The organism is Wenyingzhuangia gilva (assembly GCF_030519655.1).
GTDB classification, from domain to species: Bacteria; Bacteroidota; Bacteroidia; order Flavobacteriales; family Flavobacteriaceae; genus Wenyingzhuangia; species Wenyingzhuangia gilva.
Map to the genome: position 1 here is coordinate 415,966 of NZ_JAUMIT010000001.1, position 19,366 is coordinate 435,331.

Sequence of the window (19,366 nt, forward strand, 5' to 3'; positions counted from 1 at the left end):
TCTAGAAAATTAATTCTAAACACTTTGTTAACTATCGTTTAAATATTTTTTTGAAAAAATTATTTTTCACTTGGTCCTCTTCTCCATAACCATAGCCTCCATAGGTATAATATCCTCCATACCCATAGGATCTTTCATGACTCATGGCATTTATCAAAATCGAAATGTTTGGCAAACGTTTTTCTTGGTATAATTTCTGAGGCACTTCTAACAAACGTTTGTCTAGGTAATTTGCTCTTGCTACATACACAAACATATCTGCATATTTACTGATCATTAAGGTATCTGTTACCAAGTTGACCGGAGCAGTATCTACCACAATGTAATCATACACTTCTTTTAATTCTTCAAACATGGTTTGCACTCTAGGACTCAACAATAATTCTGCCGGATTTGGTGGTACTACTCCAGAACTTAGCACGTGTAAATTGTCTACTTCTTGTATAGGGAATACTACCTCCGTAATTTTTTCTACCTGTCCAATGAGGTAGTTGCTGACCCCACTTCTGTTGGGTAAGCCTAAGTATTGTGTAATTTTAGGTGCTCTTAAATCTAATCCAACTAAGAGTACTTTTTTTCCAGTTAATGCTAAAGAAGAAGCCGTATTTACAGCGACAAAGGTTTTTCCTTCTCCTGAGACCGTAGACGTTACAAAAATGACTTTAGATTTCTCTGTGACCCCTGATAAAATAAAATCTAAATTGGTTCTCAACAATCTAAAAGCCTCTGCAGAACTAGATCTACTCCCTTGCTTGATGATTACTTTTTCCTCAGATTTGTCAAAAGGAATGTCCCCCAAAATTGGAATAGATACCTGTTTTTCTATATCAGCTCTGGAATGGAATTTGGTATCTAATAACTCTCTGACATAAATAATAACAAAAGGAATGATTAACCCTATGATTAATCCTGCTAAAGCAATGATGGCTTTTTTGGGAGCCACTGGCTTTTTGTTGCTATAAGCCCTGTCAATGATTTTTGCGTTGGACACCGTTACCGCTAAGGAAATTTTATTTTCTTCCTTTTTTTGTAATAAATAGGAATACAATTGGGCAATGATTTCCTGTCTTCTTAAAATGGTGCGATATTCACGAACTTGTTGGGGCATTGAAGAAATTTTACCATCGTATTGACTCTCTTTTTCTTTTAGAGAATTGATGGCAATTTGTAGTTGCTGTTTGCTGTTGATTAATGATTTCTTGATGTTCTCTCTTAGATTCCCTAATTCAACATTTAAATTTTGTACGACTGGATTGGCAGGTGATGAGGTTCTTAACAATCTATTTCTCTCTAGTAATAACTGATTGTAATTTGCTACAGAGACACTTAACTGCGTGTTGTCTTCTACCCCAATGCTTGCCGGCAACAAGTCAAAATCTTCTTTTTGCTTTTGGATGTTTTCGATCATGAACTGTACCACACTTAGCTGTGTTGATTTTTGGAATAAAACTTGTTCATTTAAAGATTTCTCTTCCACAAATAACTTTCCTTGCTCTTGTATGTTTGTGATCTGTTTGTCTTTTTTATATACTTCTTCTAGACGATCTACCTCATCTAGTTCTTTTGTGATTCCTTCTAAACGTTCTTCAATAAAAGCATCTGTTTTTTTCCCTACCTGATTTTTATCTTCAATAGACATTTGGTTGTATAAATCTATTAAGGTATTTAAAATCAATTCTGCTTTTTCTTTTACCGGATATTGTATTCCAATATTGATGATGTTTGCATCGTCTACTTCAGATACCGATACCTTGCTTTTAAAATCCTCTATGGTCTCATTTAAACTTTTAAACTTCAATTCATAGCTATTGTCTGCTTCTTGGTTGAATTTTACGAAATTTGGTGTAAGTAAAAATTCATAGTTCCCAATTTTTAGTTTTTCTCCAAATTTTGCTATGACCTCTTCATCTGTTCCCTCTAATTGATACTCGAACTGTTCCTTATTTAAAATTGTGATCTCTAAAACAGTATCCAATTTATAAAAAGCCTCTTTGTCTGATAAAATCTGGTATTTTAATGGTAGATTCTTAAATTTTTCTACTTTTTTTAGTCCTTGCTGCTGAAATATCGAGACATTTAAATCTAGTTCTCTTACATAAGCTTCTGCTAAGGTTCTTGATTTGATGATTTCTATTTCATCCATTACATTGTTCTTTCCTCCCAAGCCTAAAGCTGACAAGTCTTGGAAAGCTGATAATTCAGAAGCCGCTCCTCCTTCTTCTTTGACTAAAATGGTGGCATTGGTTTGGTATATATTTACTTTAGATTTGGCATAGAATACTGCTATTCCTACACATATTACCGTTGATAATAAAAACCACTTCCAATGGATTAAGTATTTTTCTATTTCCGCTCGAATGTCTATGCTATCGTTTTCTTTGGTAAATATATTTTCTGTATTGTTTTCCATGATTTATCTCGTTAAAATAGAAATAATTGTGATTAATAACCCTGTTGCGGATATGATATATGAATTTGTAGGAGAACTTATTGCTGCATTAACTCTCGGTTTGTTTGGTTCTATATAAATCACATCATTCTGTTGTAAATAAAAAGCTGGAGAATTCATAAATCCCTTAGACCTCAAGTCGATATGGTAGTATTTTATTGCCCCTTCTACATCTCTCATTATTTTAATATTATCTCGCTTTCCATGAATGGTTAAATCTCCCGCCAAACCTATGGCTTGTAATACCGATATTTTATCTCTATTGATAGTGTATTCACCAGGCCTAGCTACTTCTCCTAGGATTGATATTCTAAAATTCACCAATTGTACATTGGCTTTGACATCTGGTAAAAAGGGTTTGATTTTTTTTTCTAGGTGTTTTTCTAATTGTACCCTTGTGAATCCAGCCACTTTTAAATCTCCCAATTGAGGAAAACTAATACATCCGTCTTTGTCTACCAAATAAGATTGTTGTTGTTGCTGTCCATTTGCAGTCAGTCCTCCAGTATTAAATGAGCTTAAGTATAAATTAAAAGGTCTGGCTGCTTCTGGGTTGATGGATGAGATGTTGATCGTTAATCGATCGTCTGGTTTGATTGTTAGAGGATTGAAATGTACACTGTCCATTTCTAACACATTACTTTGTTCTGTTTTATCATTTACATCCTGCAAGTAAATGATGTCTTTTCTAGAAGCACATGAGATTACTCCTAGGGTTAATAGCGATAAAACAATTTTTTTTATTCCTTTCATATTATTTGTTATCAAGATTTTCAAATATAGAATTATTAGATATAAATTCGGGTACAATTTCCTTCATTTTTTCTACAATTTGTATATTATTTTCTGGGTGATTGATTTCAATTAATTGGTTGATTAAGTTCGTTTTTTCTTCTACTTCTAAAATTTCAGATTTGTTGATCATTATTTTTTGATGATGGGTTGGCAACGCATTTTCACCATCATTTAACAATTCTTCGTATAATTTTTCTCCTGGTCTGAGTCCTGTAATTTTGATGTCAATATCATCAGGATATTGCAAACCTGATAATTTTATCATTCTCTTTGCTAAGTCGATGATTTTGACAGATTTCCCCATGTCAAAAATAAAAATTTCTCCTCCCATTCCCATGGCCCCTGCTTCTATCACCAACTGACAAGCTTCTGGGATGGTCATGAAATATCTTGTGATTTCAGGATGTGTTAAGGTGATTGGTCCTCCTTCTGCTATTTGTTTTTTAAACAATGGGATTACGGAGCCATTTGACCCTAACACATTTCCAAATCTGGTGGTGATAAACTTTGTTCCATTGGTTCTTTTATTTTTTGTACCTATGTACAATTCAGCCACTCTTTTGGTTGCTCCCATTACGCTGGTTGGGTTTACCGCTTTGTCTGAAGAGATCATTACAAACTTCTCTATGTTAAATTTACAAGACAAATCTGCGATGATTTTGGTTCCTACTACATTTACTTTTACCGCTTCATAAGGATTTGCCTCCATCAAAGGCACGTGTTTGTATGCAGCTGCATGGAAGACCAAATCGGGTTGATGTACTTTAAATATCATTTCCATCATTTTTACATCTCTTACATCGGCCACATAACAAGCGATATTTGCTTTTTTAATTCTTTTTAAACTTTGCTGTAAATCGTATAAACAAGACTCTGCCTGGTCTATTAATATCAATTTTTTGCAATTATAATTCGCTAATTGCTCCACTATACCAGTCCCTATGGAACCTGCCGCACCGGTTACCAATATCACTTTATGGCTTACTTCGGCTTCTATTAAGGTGTTTTTTATGTTTATAGGACTTCTGTTTAATAAATCCTCTATCCTGATTTCTTTGATTTGATTGATACTTAAATCAGCCTCTACCCAGTTGACTACAGGAGGCACCATTTTGACTTTTACTCCAAGCGTTAAGAACTTATCTGACACCTCTAAAAGTCTTTTTTGAGAAATTTTGTCCGTCGCAATGATTACTTCTTTTATCCTTCTAGAATTCACAAAATATTCATCAATTTTTTCCAAACCATAAATATTAATTCTATCAATTTTTTTTCCTTGTTTTCTAGGATCATCATCTATAAAGCAACGAACCTTATTTCGTTGTGCATTTTCTTTTTCTAAAGCAGAATAAACAATTGTTCCTAATTCTCCCGCACCAAAAATCATGATGTTTATGGTGTCCATTGGATTTTTTATCAATGTTTTGTATACAAACTTGAATAAAAATCTACTTGTTACCAATGACATTACGTTGAGTAAAAACAAAACGATGATGTAAGAAAATGGTAAAATATAATGAGCAGATATGTTTAACCTTTCATTGGCATAATTTACCAAGGCAAATAAAACACTCATCAAAGTAATACTTGTGTATAAACTAATGGTATCTCTTAGTCCCGTGTACCTGATAACCCCTTTGTAAGAGCCTACAATTAGAAAAGAAATTAACGCTACGACTAAAATATAGGGCAATTGAATTAATAGTTTTATATAATCAATCTCCCTCGAAAAATTTTCTAAAATAAAATAAGTTAGAATAAAATTGATTGTAACAATCAATAAATCTATCAACAATACTAGATATCTAGGAATGTTGTTGCTAATTTTTTCAATAATATACTTTTTCACAGCCGCAAATATATGATTTCCATCTTATTTCCCCTCTTTGTTTGTCTGTGTAATTCAAAATAACATTGGATTTTTCAATTCCTTATTGCTCCTCTATTCTTTTTGATCTTTCTTATTTAGAAAGCCATCCTAAGTCTTTATTTAGTTCTTCTGCTTTTTATTGGTTTATTCGTTTAATAGCTCCCTACATAAAGTTAAATGCTCTTTCACCACTCTTTTTTTATCGAACTCTTTTTCAGCTTTTTGCCTTGAAGCTTTTCCCATTTTTGTTCTGTCTTCTGGACTGTTGATTAATTTCTCTATGGCTTCTGCCAATTCTAAAACAGATTTAACAGGTACTTTATAACCATTCTTCCCTTCCTGTACACATTCTTTACAACCAATGGCATCGGTAGTAACAATAGGTTTTCCCATGGCACAAGCTTCCATTAGTACAACGGGTAATCCTTCTCTGTAAGAAGGTAAAACAACAATGTCTGCCTTTTCATATTGGGAAACCATATCATTTTGATTTCCAATCCATTCTAAATATCCCTCTATTTGATATTTTTCTAAATATTCTAAGGGAACTGCTTCTTTGTTTTCTGTGTCTAAACGACCACACAACACAAATATTGCCCTGTGATTGTATTTTTTTTTCAACAAAATTGCAGCTTCCACAAACTCTCTAACTCCTTTATCCCATAGCATTCGTGTAGGTAATAATATTCTTACCTTATCGGATAATGGTTGCTGAGTAGACGAAAACTTCTCTAAGTTTACACCAATCCCTTTGATTACGTTTACAGTATTTTGAATATTGATTATGTTAAGATTTCTCAATTCTTGACAGTCCTCTTCATTTTCAAAAATTAGACTATTCTTCTTTTTGTTGAATCCATAACGCATCATTTTTATCATGATTTTTTGCACCCTTCCTTTACGTTGATTGGTGAAATTATATCCTAAACCACTTATTGAATTCAGGGTACTTATTCCTAAAAACTTTGACACAAGTGTACCGTAAATAACAGGCTTCATGGTTACTTGGTATACTACTTCTGGATGTAATTTTTTGTATAAAAAATATAATTTACAAAAGGTCTTAAATTCTTTGACCAAACTTGTTCCAGAGCGAGAAATGTCAATATTGACAAATTCAAACCCTTGTTCTTTTATTTCATGTTCTCTCCCAGTACCTTTCGCAGCAATTACCACTCTCCAGCCTCTATTTAATGCCTCATTGGCTATTTCTAACCTATGAAGTAAAAAAAGCCAATCTACATTGACGACCATTAATAGTAATTTATCTCTTTTCATATCCATTTGTCTTATCAAGAAGTCTTTTATCTATTTGTATCCATCCATAAAAAAAGTAAGGTAAAAACATTATTTTCATTCTGTTTCCTAAGCCTAAATTATACAAATAAGAAGCAAATAATAACATCAAAGCTACTGCTGCCATGAAGGAAAATTGCACTTCTTTTTCAATTGTCATTTTTAATTTATTTTTGATACACACAAAACCTATATACAACATAACCCCAACATAATATATATTTTCTAAAGCCACCAATGCCTGTAAGGTATTTTTAATTTTATATACATACGGCAAAGGCATCCATAAAAGGTATAAAATTCTTGTTCCTATATTTGTATCTTCTATGCTAATGGCACTCCCACCTTTATCCTCTGAACCACTATTAAAACTTTCGATGTACCTTAATATACTTTCCAAACTTAAGGATTCAAATTTTAAAAAGAATTTCATGAGTAATATTATGCCTACACATATTAATATTATAAAGGTAACAACTATTTTAATTTTATACTTTTTAGGTGTTTTTTTATCACTTAGTTTAAAAAGGAACAAAACAAATAATAATATCAAACCAACATGTGGCCTTATTAAAAATATAAGTCCCAACACCAAGAATGTCAAAACATTACTTTTTTTATTATTTATTATTTCTAGCAGCACAACCATTAACCACAACAATAAGGGTTCTTTTCCTAAAAAAGCAGTCCACACATGAATGGTTGGAATTAAATAAAATAACAAATACAGTATTGATGTTTTTTCTAAGGTTCGTATTCCAATTAACTTGAAGTATTTAAAAAAAGCTACATAACTAATGGTTGCGAAGATTAAAAACAAGACCTCTATTCCCACTCCAGCTTTTACCAAAGGATAAATTAGAAAAGCTATAAAATCATGACCTAAGCCTAATAATGGTAACCATGAATTACTATCTGTAGCCATTGTAAAAAAATCTTTGGGGTCATTAATGTTCGAAAAACTATTTAAGTAAACTGCGAACACTATGGAGACTGAATAATGGATTAGCGTAAAAAGCACTAAAAATGTTTTGATCTTTACACTGGTTGTCAGTTCTAGCTTTTTTTTTAATAGGTACCCCACATATCCCAATACACCTACACAAATTCCTAATTCTAAAATATTCATCAACTAACTATTCACTTTAAAAAAACACCAAGATAAACCACTATACACAACTCTTGCTGATAAAAAAGAAACTGCTGCTCCAATAATTGGATATAAGGGGACTAATACAATTGCCGTTATCAACATACTAAAGGTAGATATTAATGTTATTCTTCCAAATAATTTGTCTTTGTATTGAGTTAACAACCCATTGACTCCATAACTAGAAACCAATGCTGCTAAAAAAGGAATAGGGCTTAGAATTTTTACAATCCTCACCATGTTTTGCATCATTAGTTCTGATTCAAAATTTAACCATGTTATTGTTAAAAATTCCCCTAAAAAAAACATCGATATGCTTACGAATAAGCCTAAACTATTTAAGATTTTTCTTGTTTTTAGTTCTATGGCTTTGTTTCTATTTACCCATGGGAAAAAAGCATTGGTTAAAATTGTGTTTAGGGTTGTGAAAGCTGCTGTGAACTTGACTCCAATCTGTGTTAAACCTACCAAAGATGGCCCTGCTAACATTCCTGACAGTAACACAATTAGCATTCCTGAAGTTGATGGCAGTAATAAGTTTATAAAGGAATGAAAATGTACTTTAAGATAGTTTAATACTGCTTTACAAGGAATTAATTTGATTTGAATTTTATATTTTTTAACAACCCATGCAAAAGAAAAAACAGCACTTATTAACAAACCTATCGCTTCATATAAAGGGATTACCCTATAATCAGAGGGTACAACCACATACTTTAAAACCAAACCTGTAAATATTACCGTTGCACTAAGATGAATCAGCGTTATGAACTTCATTTTTTCTATCCCCATAAAAAACCATCTTAAAGAGAACAAATCGCCTAACAACAATAAAGAGGCAAAAAAATACAAATGAAAATGTTCTGAAAATTTAGGAATTACCAAACTAATTGCTAAAAACAACACAAATAAAAGTACAAATAAAAATAATTTTACTGACAAGACTTCATTGAAAATGAGATTTACTTTTATCTGATCATTTTTGTGTTTTGCCAACTCCCTTACTGTTGACAAATTAAATCCATAATTTAAAACATTCACAAAAAACCAAACCAAAGACATCGCCAAAGCATATACCCCATAGTTATGTAAACCTATTTTTAATATCAAATAAGGGATTAACCACAGGCTTAATCCCAAATCAATTACTTTTAAAGAAAACAAGGCACTGATATTCTCTATTAATTGAAAGACTTTTTTATTGATCATGTTCAGGATCCAATGTTGTTTTTATGTTCTCAAAACTGATTTCTACAGAAACGCAAAATACTATACTTTTTTGATGATTTCATCCTGTTGATTGATAAAAAACAAAAAAATGTAATATCAAGACTTGATCAGTGATGATACCTTGTGAGTTTAGAAGTGAGTGGTGAATGGTGAGGAGTTAGTAGTTAGTAGTGAAAAATAAAGAACTGCCTGCTAAATAAACTAACAATCACGATTCTTTTTTAATTCTCATACTTTGTCTTGACACAAAGTACGCAAAAGTCAAGACTCTAAAAAGAACATTGCTAAAATTCTAATCTCATAACCGAAAACAAAAGAACCCTCTGCGTTCAAACAGCTTTTGTTTTTACGGCCATTTCAATTGAATTTTTTACGCAATACCCTTTTATGTCAATTAAATTCTCCTTTAATACTTCCATAAGCTCAGCACAAGTGCAAAACGAACGAAAAAATCTAGGCTACATAAATTCATCCTATGTTTTAAATTTTCTCTAACTTCAAACTTTTACATTTTCTTTTAACTTCTTATGTTCATTTTGTCTTGATACTTCCACAAGCTCAGAACAGGCCGCTCGATGACGATGGCGAGGATTAGTGAAAAGTGAGTAGTGAGTGGTGAGGAGTTCTCGGTTATAAGTTTTCTGTTTTTGAGAAAAGTTCTTCGATGTTCGATGTTCGGGGTTCGGGATTTGGGTTCAAAGTTGAAAGTTCAAAGTTTTAGAATTGGTAAAGAGTGTAAAGCGAATAGTGAATGTTGAAAATAAAGAACTGCCTGCTAAATAAACTAACCATCACTATTCTTTTTTAATTCTCATACTTTGTTTTGACACAAAGTACGCAAAAGTCAAGACTCTAAAAAGAACATTGCTAAAATTCTAATCTCATAACCGAAAACAAAAGAACTCTCTGCGTTCAAACAGCTTTTGTTTTTACGGCCATTTCAATTGAATTTTTTACGCAATACCCTTTTATGTCAATTAAATTCTACATTAATACTTCCATAAGCTCAGCACAAGTGCAAAACGAACGAAAAAATCTAGGCTACATAAATTCATCCTATGTTTTAAATTTTCTCTAACTTCAAACTTTTACATTTTCTTTTAACTTCTTATGTTCATTTTTGCTTGATACTTCGACTAGCTCAGCACAAGTACAAAACGAACCAAAAAATCAAGATAAATCTTATGAAATTACTACGTAACAGTCATTCCATCATTCCATGCTCTTTAGCTATGCTACGCACTTCCATGACTCCATGACTTATTTCTTAGATTTATCAATAAATTCCATTCTTCTATTAATTGTTATCAATACTAGCTTCTTATGTTCATTTTGTCTTGATACTTCCACAAGCTCTGCACAGGCCGCTCGATGACCGATGGCGAGGATTAGTGAAGAGTGAGTGGTGAGAAGTGAGTGGTGAGAAGTTCTTGGTTATAGGTTGTCTGTTTTTGAGAGAAGTTCTTCGATGACCGATGTTCGGGGTTCGGGATTTGGGATTTGGGTTCAAAGTTGAAAGTTCTAGAATTGGTAAAGAGTGTAAAGCGAATAGTGAATGTTGAAAATAAAGAACTGCCTGCTAAATAAACTAACAATCACGATTCTTTTTTAATTCTCATACTTTGTCTTGACACAAAGTATGCAAAAGTCAAGACTCTAAAAAGAACATCGCTAAAATTCTAATCTCATAACCGAAAACAAAAGAACTCTCTGCGTTCAAACAGCTTTTGTTTTTACGGCCATTTCAATTGAATTTTTTACGCAATACCCTTTTATGTCAATTAAATTCTACATTAATACTTCCATAAGCTCAGCACAAGTGCAAAACGAACGAAAAAATCTAGGCTACATAAATTCATCCTATGTTTTAAATTTTCTCTAACTTCAAACTTTTACATTTTCTTTTAACTTCTTATGTTCATTTTTGCTTGATACTTCGACTAGCTCAGCACAGGCCGCTCGATAACCGATGATGAAGATTAGTGAAGAGTGAGGGGTGAAGAATTTAGAAGTTAGGAATTAGGAAGATATCGTTGTTTATTTACTTTTATGATGTTTTCCATCTTGATGTAAATTAACACATATAAAATAATCATCAAAAGTATTATCCCTACTGTAAACATGTAGTGTATTTCTATTGGATAAGGTATAACAAACCTAATAAACACCACTATTACTAACTGTAAAACACTATACAATCCTGCTACCTGAAGATGTGTTAATGGTGTTCTGTCTACTAACTTTTGATATATATGATGTCTGTGTGCCTCTGTTATATTTTCTTTTATCAGTGCTCTATAAAACACTGTGATGGTTGCATCTATCCCATATACTACAAACAATAGAATATAAATTGGGGATTGAAATTTATACAACAAGGTAAGGATCATGTATGCCAAAATTATAGCCATAGACATACTTCCAATGTCTCCCGCGAAAAAACGTGCTTTCTTTCTAAAATTATAATATCCAAAAACCACCAAAGCCAAAAGTTCATAAGCAATCAGTTGATTGCTTATTACAGGAATGTTAAAGTTGACTGTGTATATTCCTATCAACACCGCTATGCTATACAAACCTGTAATTCCATTGATTCCATCCATGAAATTATAAAAATTAATAAAGGCTGTTCCTAAAAAAATAGTTATTAAAGGAATCCAAATGGGTAAATTAAAAAAACCTATTTGATAAATCACTAAAGTTACTGTTACCATCTGAAAAGGAAACCTAATTTTAGGACTTAGTGTAACCAGGTCATCTATAAAACTTACTGTGGCTATTAATAAGACGGCTATTGAGAAGTAGATCTCTGTGAATCCTACTGACATTTGATCTAATAAAAAAGCAACAACAAATAAAATTCCTCCTCCTCTGATGGTGGGCACCGTATGAGAGCTCCTCTGATTTGGTTTGTCAATGATGTTTAATTTGTCTGCTAACTTTAAATACACTACTGATAAGAAACAAAGCAGTAAGAAGGTGATGATGTACATATCGTTCTTGATATCCTATTTTATTAGGGATCAATAAATGGGTTGTTATTCTATACTTCTATTTTATCAACAAATTTGCTATTAAAATGCGTTTTCATCTTTTTTAAAGAACATAGACCAAGCTGTGATACAAATAATTTTTATATCTAAGAAAAAACTCCAGTTTTCAATATACCAAATATCTGCTTCTGCTCTGTTTGCCATGTCTTTAACAAATTTGGTTTCTCCTCTAAATCCATTGATTTGTGCCCAACCAGTTACCCCTGGTTTTGCAAAATGACGTACCATAAATTTGTCAACCAATACTCGATATTCTTCTGTATGTTTTAGCATGTGAGGTCTTGGCCCCACCAAAGACATGTTATTGATTAGTACGTTGATGATTTGTGGTAGCTCATCAATACTTGTTTTGCGCATAAAAGCTCCGAACTTGGTAATTCTTTTGTCTCCTTTGGTTGCTTGTTTCGAATCTGAATCTTCATTTACCTCCATACTTCTAAACTTTAAACACTTAAAAGACTCCCCATCTCTACCTGTTCTTAATTGAGAAAAGAATACTGGTCCTTTGCTTGTTAGTTTTATGATGATGGCAATGATTGGAAATAACCATGAAAAAATTAAGATGATTACCGCTAAAGAAAACACCAAATCAAAAATTCTTTTGATGAACCTATTTGACAAACTTTGTAAAGGTTCCTTTCTCAATTTCATTACTGGAATGTTCTGCACATAATCAATGGTAAATACCTGAGATAAATACTCTGAAAACTCAGGAATTACCCTCACACGAATCATGTTGTTATCCGCATATTGAAACAAATCATTGATCAACTTACTTTGTGAATATGGTAAAGAGACAATGATTTCATCTATAGTATTTTCTTCAAAAAAAGCAAAAACTTCACTTAAATTCCCTTTGTAATAATCTTTGATTTCTTCTGTGATTTTTGCATCTGTGAATACTCCCAAAATATTAAATCCATAGCTAGGATTGACGTATATTTTTTTTATCAGACTGGTGACATTTTTGTTCATCCCTACCATGACTATTCTACTTTCTTTATTCCCCTTTCTTCTGGTGTACTTTAACCAATAAGTCAGGGCCATTCTCCAAATAATCATTAATACAAAAAAAGTCAACAAAGTTGCCAACACAAAACTTCTTGAAAACTTATAATTGGTTCCTATGAAAATTAATCCTGTGCTGATAAAACCAAAAATTAAAAATGCTCTGGTATTTTTGGTAAATACTCTGTGCATTTGAATGATTCTAGGCACATCATACAAACCTGATTTTAATCCTACAATTGCCCATACTATTAACCATGCTAATATTAACCCATTGTATAATATTTTGTCTGGTATTTCCCAATTAAAAATGGTTTGTTTGGCTAAAAAAAAGGATATTAATAACAACAGTAAATCTACTGTTAAAGAAAGAATGGATATGTTTTTATTCTTTTGTGCGAACATGGCTTTTTTTTAGTGAAATTAATCAAAGTAAAACTAACAACAGAATTAATTTTGTTTTCTTAACATAGTTTAATGAACAAACTTAAAAATATTTTGTGATATATGTTAGTGATGATTTGTTTAAAATACTTTATTTGATGATGGCGTTTTGGTTAAGAAGGCTCAACGCTGGTTTTTCAAGGTTGAGAATAGTGGATAGTGAGGAGTGAACGGTGAATGGTGAGGAGTGTTTAGTATGAACGCTCCTTGCTTAAAAATCTAAACTCAAAGATTTTAAAGCTTTAGTTTATTACTCTTTCTTGACACTTCGATTAGTTGCTACAAAAGAAGCCACTAAAACTGCTATAAAGGACTTCAAAACTAACTGGGATCTAAATTTTCTTGTGCTATTAAAAGTTTGGAAAACAATTGGGATGAGCTTACTGTATTCTTTGATTTTCCAATTGAAAAAAGCACCATCATTTACACCACAAATCTTATAGAAAATCTGAACGGAAATAATAAGGAAATACACCAAAAAAACTCTAGTTTACAACATATGAAGCTGTTATGGGATCTGTATTTCTAGCCCTTAGAGGAAGTACTAAAAAATGGACAATGACAATCCGAAATTAGGGAGTCATACTCAATCAATTTTTAGCTCTATTTGAAAACAGGATTCGACTTTAAATAACTTAACCCTGAAGTTTTAACACTTATACACTTTTTAGGATCGTATCTTCTAAATTAGAAAACACTCTTTTTAACTCCTCATCTTGTGCTAAGAATAAGAAGTAATTTTCTAGCTGTAAGTTTTAATTTTAGGAATGATGTATTGTGGAATTTTTCTTGCTATTTTGCAAAACAAGGTAAACTGTCCCCATAAGTTTTTCTTCCTTATGATTTGTAAATCCTCTGTTGACTTTAACTTTTGTAATTTAGGAGTCGTACTTTTTCCTCCTAAGCGCATTTTTACCACCCAATTATTTAAAAATTGTTTTTTGATGTTTTTTTCTTGAAACCATCTTAAGGAAATTTCGTAATCACTGGCTATTCGGTAAGACTCATCATACATTCCATATTTGTTGAATACCTCCTTTTTTACATAAATGGTAGTATGTAAAGGAATCCAACCAAAGTTTAAATATCTTTTCTTATGATTTTTTGCTTTGTATATACGTTTTACCTGTGTGATGTCTTCTTTGTTCACGTACATTCCATTGGCATATACTAAATCTGCTTGGGTTTGTTGAAAAGTGTCTGCAATTTGTTGGATGGTGTTTTTACTATAAAACAAATCATCTGAATGCAAAATTCCAATTATATCACCAGTCGCTGCTTTGATTCCTTTGTTTAAAGCGTTGTATAACCCTTTGTCTTTTTCTGAAAGATAATAGCCCAATTGAGGAATATAAGGTTCTATTTCTTTTTGAGTTCCATCCTTAGAACCTCCATCAATGATGATATGCTCTATGTTTTTATAACTTTGACTCAAAACAGATTGAATGCAACTTTCTATACAAGCTGCATTGTTATATACAATGGTGATGATAGATATTTTCATGTTGATTCTTATTTAGTACTGTACTCCTTTTTAATAAATTCAATTATTTCTTGCTCGTCATTTTTAAATTTTAATTTTAATTCATAAATTTTGGCATCCACTAAAAAACGATACCAAAACCCTTGGAGTATGTGCCATACAAAACCAGACTTCCCATCTAAAAATCCTAGTTTAAAAAAATATCTATATGAAAAATAAATAAAAGGTCTTAAAAATAATGGAAATTTTAAATATGCTAATTTTAAATATCTTTTCCTTTGTTCCCCAGTTCCAAAAAAATTAGGTTCTACACTACTTTTAGAAAATATTTGATATTTAGTATCTAATAAATCAACTACTTCTCTAGTTGCATAGTGGTTGTGTTTGTCTGTCCACCAAGTTAAATTATTAAAATTTTCATCTACTTGTACACAATCTAATTGTGTAGTGGTTCCTTCGGTTAATTTGATATGTTCATCCATCCACCTATTTTCACAAAACCCCTTACCATATTTCCATATTTTTAAATGCCATACAGGAAACCAACCTCCATGTAATAATGGTTTATCCATGAAAATTATTTTTCTTTTTATATATATCCCCGTTATGTCTTGATCAAGGTTTGACAAAGACTTCTTTAAATCTAATTTTTTATTATCTTCATAATATTCATCAGCATCTATACGCCATACCCATTGTGATTGAATATCACAATTTTCTAAAGCCCAATTAAACTGCGTTGCATAGTTTACCCATGGATTTTGATATACTCTGGCTCCTAAACTCTCTGCTATTTCTAAAGTCTTGTCTTTACTAAAAGAGTCTACAATAAAAATTTCATCAACTGTATTTTTTAAGGAGTTTATACATCTTGAGATATGTTGTTCCTCATTATATGTTAAAATTATTGCTGCAATTTTATTTAGTGAATCCATTATTTTAACTCTCTTTTTTTTATAAATTTAGCAGGATTCCCACCTATAACTGTCCACTCTTCTACATTTTTAAACACAGCCGATCTAGCTCCAATTACAGAACCCTGTTTAATAGTTACTCCAGGGCCAATAAATGCATCTGCAGCCACCCACACTTTATCCTCTATTATTATTGGTGCTAAAAACAATTCATGATTTAAACTTGTAAAATCATGACTTGAAGCACATAAGTAAGTTTTTTGTGATATAGTTACATCTGAACCAATTTTAATCATCCCTTGATTATAACAATCTACTTTAGGACCTAAACAAGAATATGCTCCCATTTTTAAATTCCAAGGAGCCCATATTTTAACACTAGAATTTACCATTGCATTCCAACTTATTTGAGCCCCAAATAATCTAAGAATGAAAACTCTCCATTTTTTAAAAACACGTAACTTAAAAGGCTTAAATAAAAAAATGTAAACGACTCCCCATAAAGCTCTTTTAATTTTGTTCTTAAAAGAAAACTTATGTCTTGTTGTTGTATTATTAACTATTCCCTCATCCATTTTGCTATCTATTATGAGTTAATTGCCTCTACTAAAAAATTAATTGATTTTTGTCTTTCCTCCTCCAATACTTTATTTGCATAGGCGAAATCTATATCTAAAAAACCTTCTGGATATGGACTATTTTCTTTTATTAACCTATTTTCTAAATTTACCATTCTCAATAAATTTTCTTGTCTGGCATTGTTATTTTTAGTTGCTGGAGCAATTGTGTAAAATGGTTTTTGAAAAATTAAAGAAAAAACTGATCCATGAAAAGAATTGGTTAAGACAAAAGATGCACCTGCATATAGACCTAAAAACTCTGAAGGTCCCGCATCCACAATATTTAATATTGATGCATCTTTCTCTTTGTTTACAGAATTAAAACAAACCCTTATGATTTTATATCCAGTTTGTTTTTGTATTTCTAGTGCTAAATTTGTTATGTATGGTGAATATGTAAGTATATACATCAAAATATATGGTTCTTCACTTTTATACTTAACCATTTTAGATTCCCATTCAGATTTGGTCAGTAACAAAGTAGGATCTACAACCTGAGTAGCTTCTCTATTCGTAATTTCTTTTATGAGTTTAACACCCGATGATTCTCTACAAGAAATAACATCTAAACTTTCAAAACACTTTTTATATGTGGGATAGAAATCTTTGTTTAAGCTTCCTACACCAAAACTAGATGCAAAAGAAATTCTCTTTTTATCTTTTGGAGCAAAAGTTAAAAAGTATGGTTCAATAGATGTTCTCGTATTTGGGTTCCATACTTGATCACTTCCTACTATATATACATCATAATCCTTTTTATTATCATATAATTCAGAAATACTTCTTATGGGTTTAGAAATATTAGTATTTTCCTTATGAAACTTATCAAATCTTTCTTTTCTTATTTTTGTGTTTTGTGGATGCGTTAACTTGTTATATTTATCAATCCACTTTAACACTATCCCTTTTACATTCGTAAGTATATCTATTTTAACAATAGGATTAGATTTTTTTTCTGGTCTATAATCTTTATGTTTGTAATATAAATAATTAATAATCTCATTATCATAACCTAAATCTCTAAGCTTTATGTTTAATGCAGATGCTTGAAGTTCCGCACCGTAATTATTAACGTTAAGTATTGTGATAATTCCTATTTTCATAATTGTATTGGTATTTAGACTATAATCTTATTTGTTTTTTAACACACGTTTATACATATCAAAAATAGCACTACCAACAGATGATATGGTATATTTATTATTAATTAATTCAATCCCATTTTCTCCCATTTTCTTTAATTGATCTGAAGATAGCGAGCTTAACTCTAATATTGTATTTTTTATATTTTCTACACTTAAATCAATCCATTTCCCACAATGGAACTCATTAAGTTCCTCCCATGGTGTCCCCATTGTAGTTATTGCTGGTACTCCAACTGCTAATGCTTCTGCTACAACAATTCCAAAATTCTCACTATAAGTTGGCAGAATGAATATATCTGCACTACGAATAAAATCCCACTTTGTTTCGCCATATTTAGATCCAACAAATGAAATTCCTTTAATTTTTTTTACTTCAATATCTTTTTTAAGATTTTTTATATATTCCGCATTACCATCACCTGCAATTTCAATAGACCAACCAATATCTTGAATTTGCTCCCATGCATCTATAAGTAGTTCTATACCTTTCTTTGGGTGAATTCTTGATAGGAACACTATTTTTTTTGTCCCAAAAGTTTTCTTTACGTCCTTAACCTCATCCAACACTATACCATTAGGTATAATCTTCTCTGTATTATTAAAACCTAACTTATGAATATTATCTCTTTCTAGAGTACAAGTAGCATGAATCGCTTCAGCTAGTTTCAAATCACGTTTTTGATATAAAAACATAGCTATTCTCTTTTTCCAAGGGTTATTATTCATAATCCAAGGCTCTAACATTCCTCTAGGTGTAATTATATATGGGATGCCTTTTATTCTAGCTATTAATGCCATTACATGAATGTATGGATCCCAAACGTGTTGTAGATGTATTAGGTCTACTTTGTCTTTAGATAAAAACATACCATCTTTAAACAATTTAAAAATAGTCTTAAAAGATACTTTAAATTTTGCTGTTGTATTAACTTTAACAGGGTTCTTACTAGGTCTGGTATATATTTCTATATCAACCCCTAATTTTGAAAGAGCCTCACAACTTTGTGGCACACTCCTAGAAGGCCCCCCGGCACTAATATCTAAAGAACCTACTACATGAATTACTTTCATATTATGTATATTTTTGTTTAAATAAAACTGTATTTAATTTATCTGGAATTATATTTAGAAAAATTAAAAATAAATAATATACAGCTGCGTTTAAGATGCCTTTGTGCTGTTTTCTATAATAAAAATTGATATTAGGGTTGGAACCTAATGGTGAATACAATCTCTTAAATCTTTTCAGAAGTGTACTATTATTTAATCTTACTCTACAGATGTTGTTTACACCACAACTTCCTATGGGCTTAGTAGTACTCATAACTTGTATTCCTTTCTTTATTGCTCTTAAACCATAATCAACATCCCCTAAATCATGATGAAAAACTTTATCCATAAACCCAATTTTCTCAAAAACAAATCTTGGTATCAAAACAAAATTTCCATTTAAAAAAGTAATCGACTTCATTATACCTTTAGGAATAATGATATTTTTGTTCTCGTCAAACCCTCCATATATTATTTTATTTTTATCATGATTTTCAATGACTCCAGAAACAATTGCTTTATGCTCCTTTATTTCAGAACATTTTAATATTTCCTCAAAAGCATCTTTATACAAAATGACGTCATCGTTAAGCCATAAAAAGAAATCGTATTTATTTTTTTCACTAGCATGTTTCCATGCTATATTCATTCCTCTACACCAAAACAAGTCTCCTTTTCCCTTTATTATATTCACTTGGGGAAAATGTTCTTTAATAGCACTATAAGTACCATCACTAGAATTATCATCTACTAAAAAAACATCTATATCATTTCTTAATTGAAAGAAATGATTCAAGCATCTTAAAGTTATTTGCTTTCTATTAAAGCAAGTTAGTAAAACAGCTATATTATTCATATT

Annotated in this window: 14 protein-coding genes and 1 pseudogene; 1 reads left to right on the forward strand and 14 read right to left on the reverse strand. The window is 31.3% G+C overall.

The features are described from left to right. Positions 1-31: 31 nt before the first annotated feature. The 8 genes from QVZ41_RS01980 to QVZ41_RS02015 form a co-directional block, all read right to left on the reverse strand. The gene (locus tag QVZ41_RS01980) at positions 32-2,410 is read right to left on the reverse strand and encodes a GumC family protein (protein WP_302882866.1); all 2,379 of its coding nucleotides are present in this window, start codon (positions 2,408-2,410) and stop codon (positions 32-34) included. 3 nt (positions 2,411-2,413) lie between these two features. Then, positions 2,414-3,202, reverse strand: a complete 789-nt coding sequence (locus tag QVZ41_RS01985; protein ID WP_302882867.1) for a polysaccharide biosynthesis/export family protein — start codon at positions 3,200-3,202, stop codon at positions 2,414-2,416. A gap of 1 nt (position 3,203) precedes the next feature. Further along, the gene (locus tag QVZ41_RS01990; RefSeq protein ID WP_302882868.1) at positions 3,204-5,093 is read right to left on the reverse strand and encodes a polysaccharide biosynthesis protein; all 1,890 of its coding nucleotides are present in this window, start codon (positions 5,091-5,093) and stop codon (positions 3,204-3,206) included. A gap of 165 nt (positions 5,094-5,258) precedes the next feature. Then, a complete protein-coding gene (locus tag QVZ41_RS01995; protein ID WP_302882869.1) occupies positions 5,259-6,392 on the reverse strand; it encodes a glycosyltransferase family 4 protein in 1,134 nt (377 codons plus the stop codon). After that, complete coding sequence (locus tag QVZ41_RS02000; RefSeq protein ID WP_302882870.1) at positions 6,379-7,539, reverse strand: hypothetical protein; 1,161 nt, start codon at positions 7,537-7,539, stop codon at positions 6,379-6,381. The genes QVZ41_RS01995 and QVZ41_RS02000 overlap by 14 nt, the downstream gene beginning before the upstream one ends. Positions 7,540-7,542: 3 nt before the next feature. After that, positions 7,543-8,769, reverse strand: coding sequence for an oligosaccharide flippase family protein (locus QVZ41_RS02005; RefSeq protein WP_302882871.1), 1,227 nt, complete (start codon positions 8,767-8,769; stop codon positions 7,543-7,545). 2,033 nt (positions 8,770-10,802) lie between these two features. After that, positions 10,803-11,783, reverse strand: coding sequence for an MraY family glycosyltransferase (locus tag QVZ41_RS02010; RefSeq protein WP_302882872.1), 981 nt, complete (start codon positions 11,781-11,783; stop codon positions 10,803-10,805). A gap of 81 nt (positions 11,784-11,864) precedes the next feature. Then, complete coding sequence (locus tag QVZ41_RS02015) at positions 11,865-13,256, reverse strand: undecaprenyl-phosphate glucose phosphotransferase (RefSeq protein WP_302882873.1); 1,392 nt, start codon at positions 13,254-13,256, stop codon at positions 11,865-11,867. Positions 13,257-13,576: 320 nt separating this feature from the next. On the opposite strand from QVZ41_RS02015, the pseudogene QVZ41_RS14575 reads away from it, so the two are divergent. After that, positions 13,577-13,871 (forward strand): annotated as a pseudogene (locus tag QVZ41_RS14575) (transposase); the annotation flags it as partial. A gap of 166 nt (positions 13,872-14,037) precedes the next feature. Here QVZ41_RS14575 and QVZ41_RS02025 read toward each other — a convergent pair. The 6 genes from QVZ41_RS02025 to QVZ41_RS02050 are packed head-to-tail and all read right to left on the reverse strand — an operon-like array spanning position 14,038 to position 19,363. Continuing rightward, a complete protein-coding gene (locus QVZ41_RS02025) occupies positions 14,038-14,799 on the reverse strand; it encodes a glycosyltransferase family 2 protein (RefSeq protein WP_302882875.1) in 762 nt (253 codons plus the stop codon). Positions 14,800-14,807: 8 nt separating this feature from the next. Continuing rightward, positions 14,808-15,713, reverse strand: a complete 906-nt coding sequence (locus QVZ41_RS02030) for a glycosyltransferase family 2 protein (protein WP_302882876.1) — start codon at positions 15,711-15,713, stop codon at positions 14,808-14,810. Beyond that, positions 15,713-16,267, reverse strand: coding sequence for a putative colanic acid biosynthesis acetyltransferase (locus QVZ41_RS02035; RefSeq protein WP_302882877.1), 555 nt, complete (start codon positions 16,265-16,267; stop codon positions 15,713-15,715). The genes QVZ41_RS02030 and QVZ41_RS02035 overlap by 1 nt, the downstream gene beginning before the upstream one ends. A gap of 11 nt (positions 16,268-16,278) precedes the next feature. Then, complete coding sequence (locus tag QVZ41_RS02040; protein WP_302882878.1) at positions 16,279-17,415, reverse strand: polysaccharide pyruvyl transferase family protein; 1,137 nt, start codon at positions 17,413-17,415, stop codon at positions 16,279-16,281. A gap of 27 nt (positions 17,416-17,442) precedes the next feature. Continuing rightward, a complete protein-coding gene (locus QVZ41_RS02045) occupies positions 17,443-18,528 on the reverse strand; it encodes a glycosyltransferase (RefSeq protein WP_302882879.1) in 1,086 nt (361 codons plus the stop codon). A 1-nt stretch (position 18,529) separates the two neighbouring features. Next, positions 18,530-19,363: a glycosyltransferase family 2 protein gene (locus QVZ41_RS02050; protein WP_302882880.1), complete on the reverse strand. Its 834-nt coding sequence runs from the start codon at positions 19,361-19,363 to the stop codon at positions 18,530-18,532. Positions 19,364-19,366: the final 3 nt, after the last annotated feature.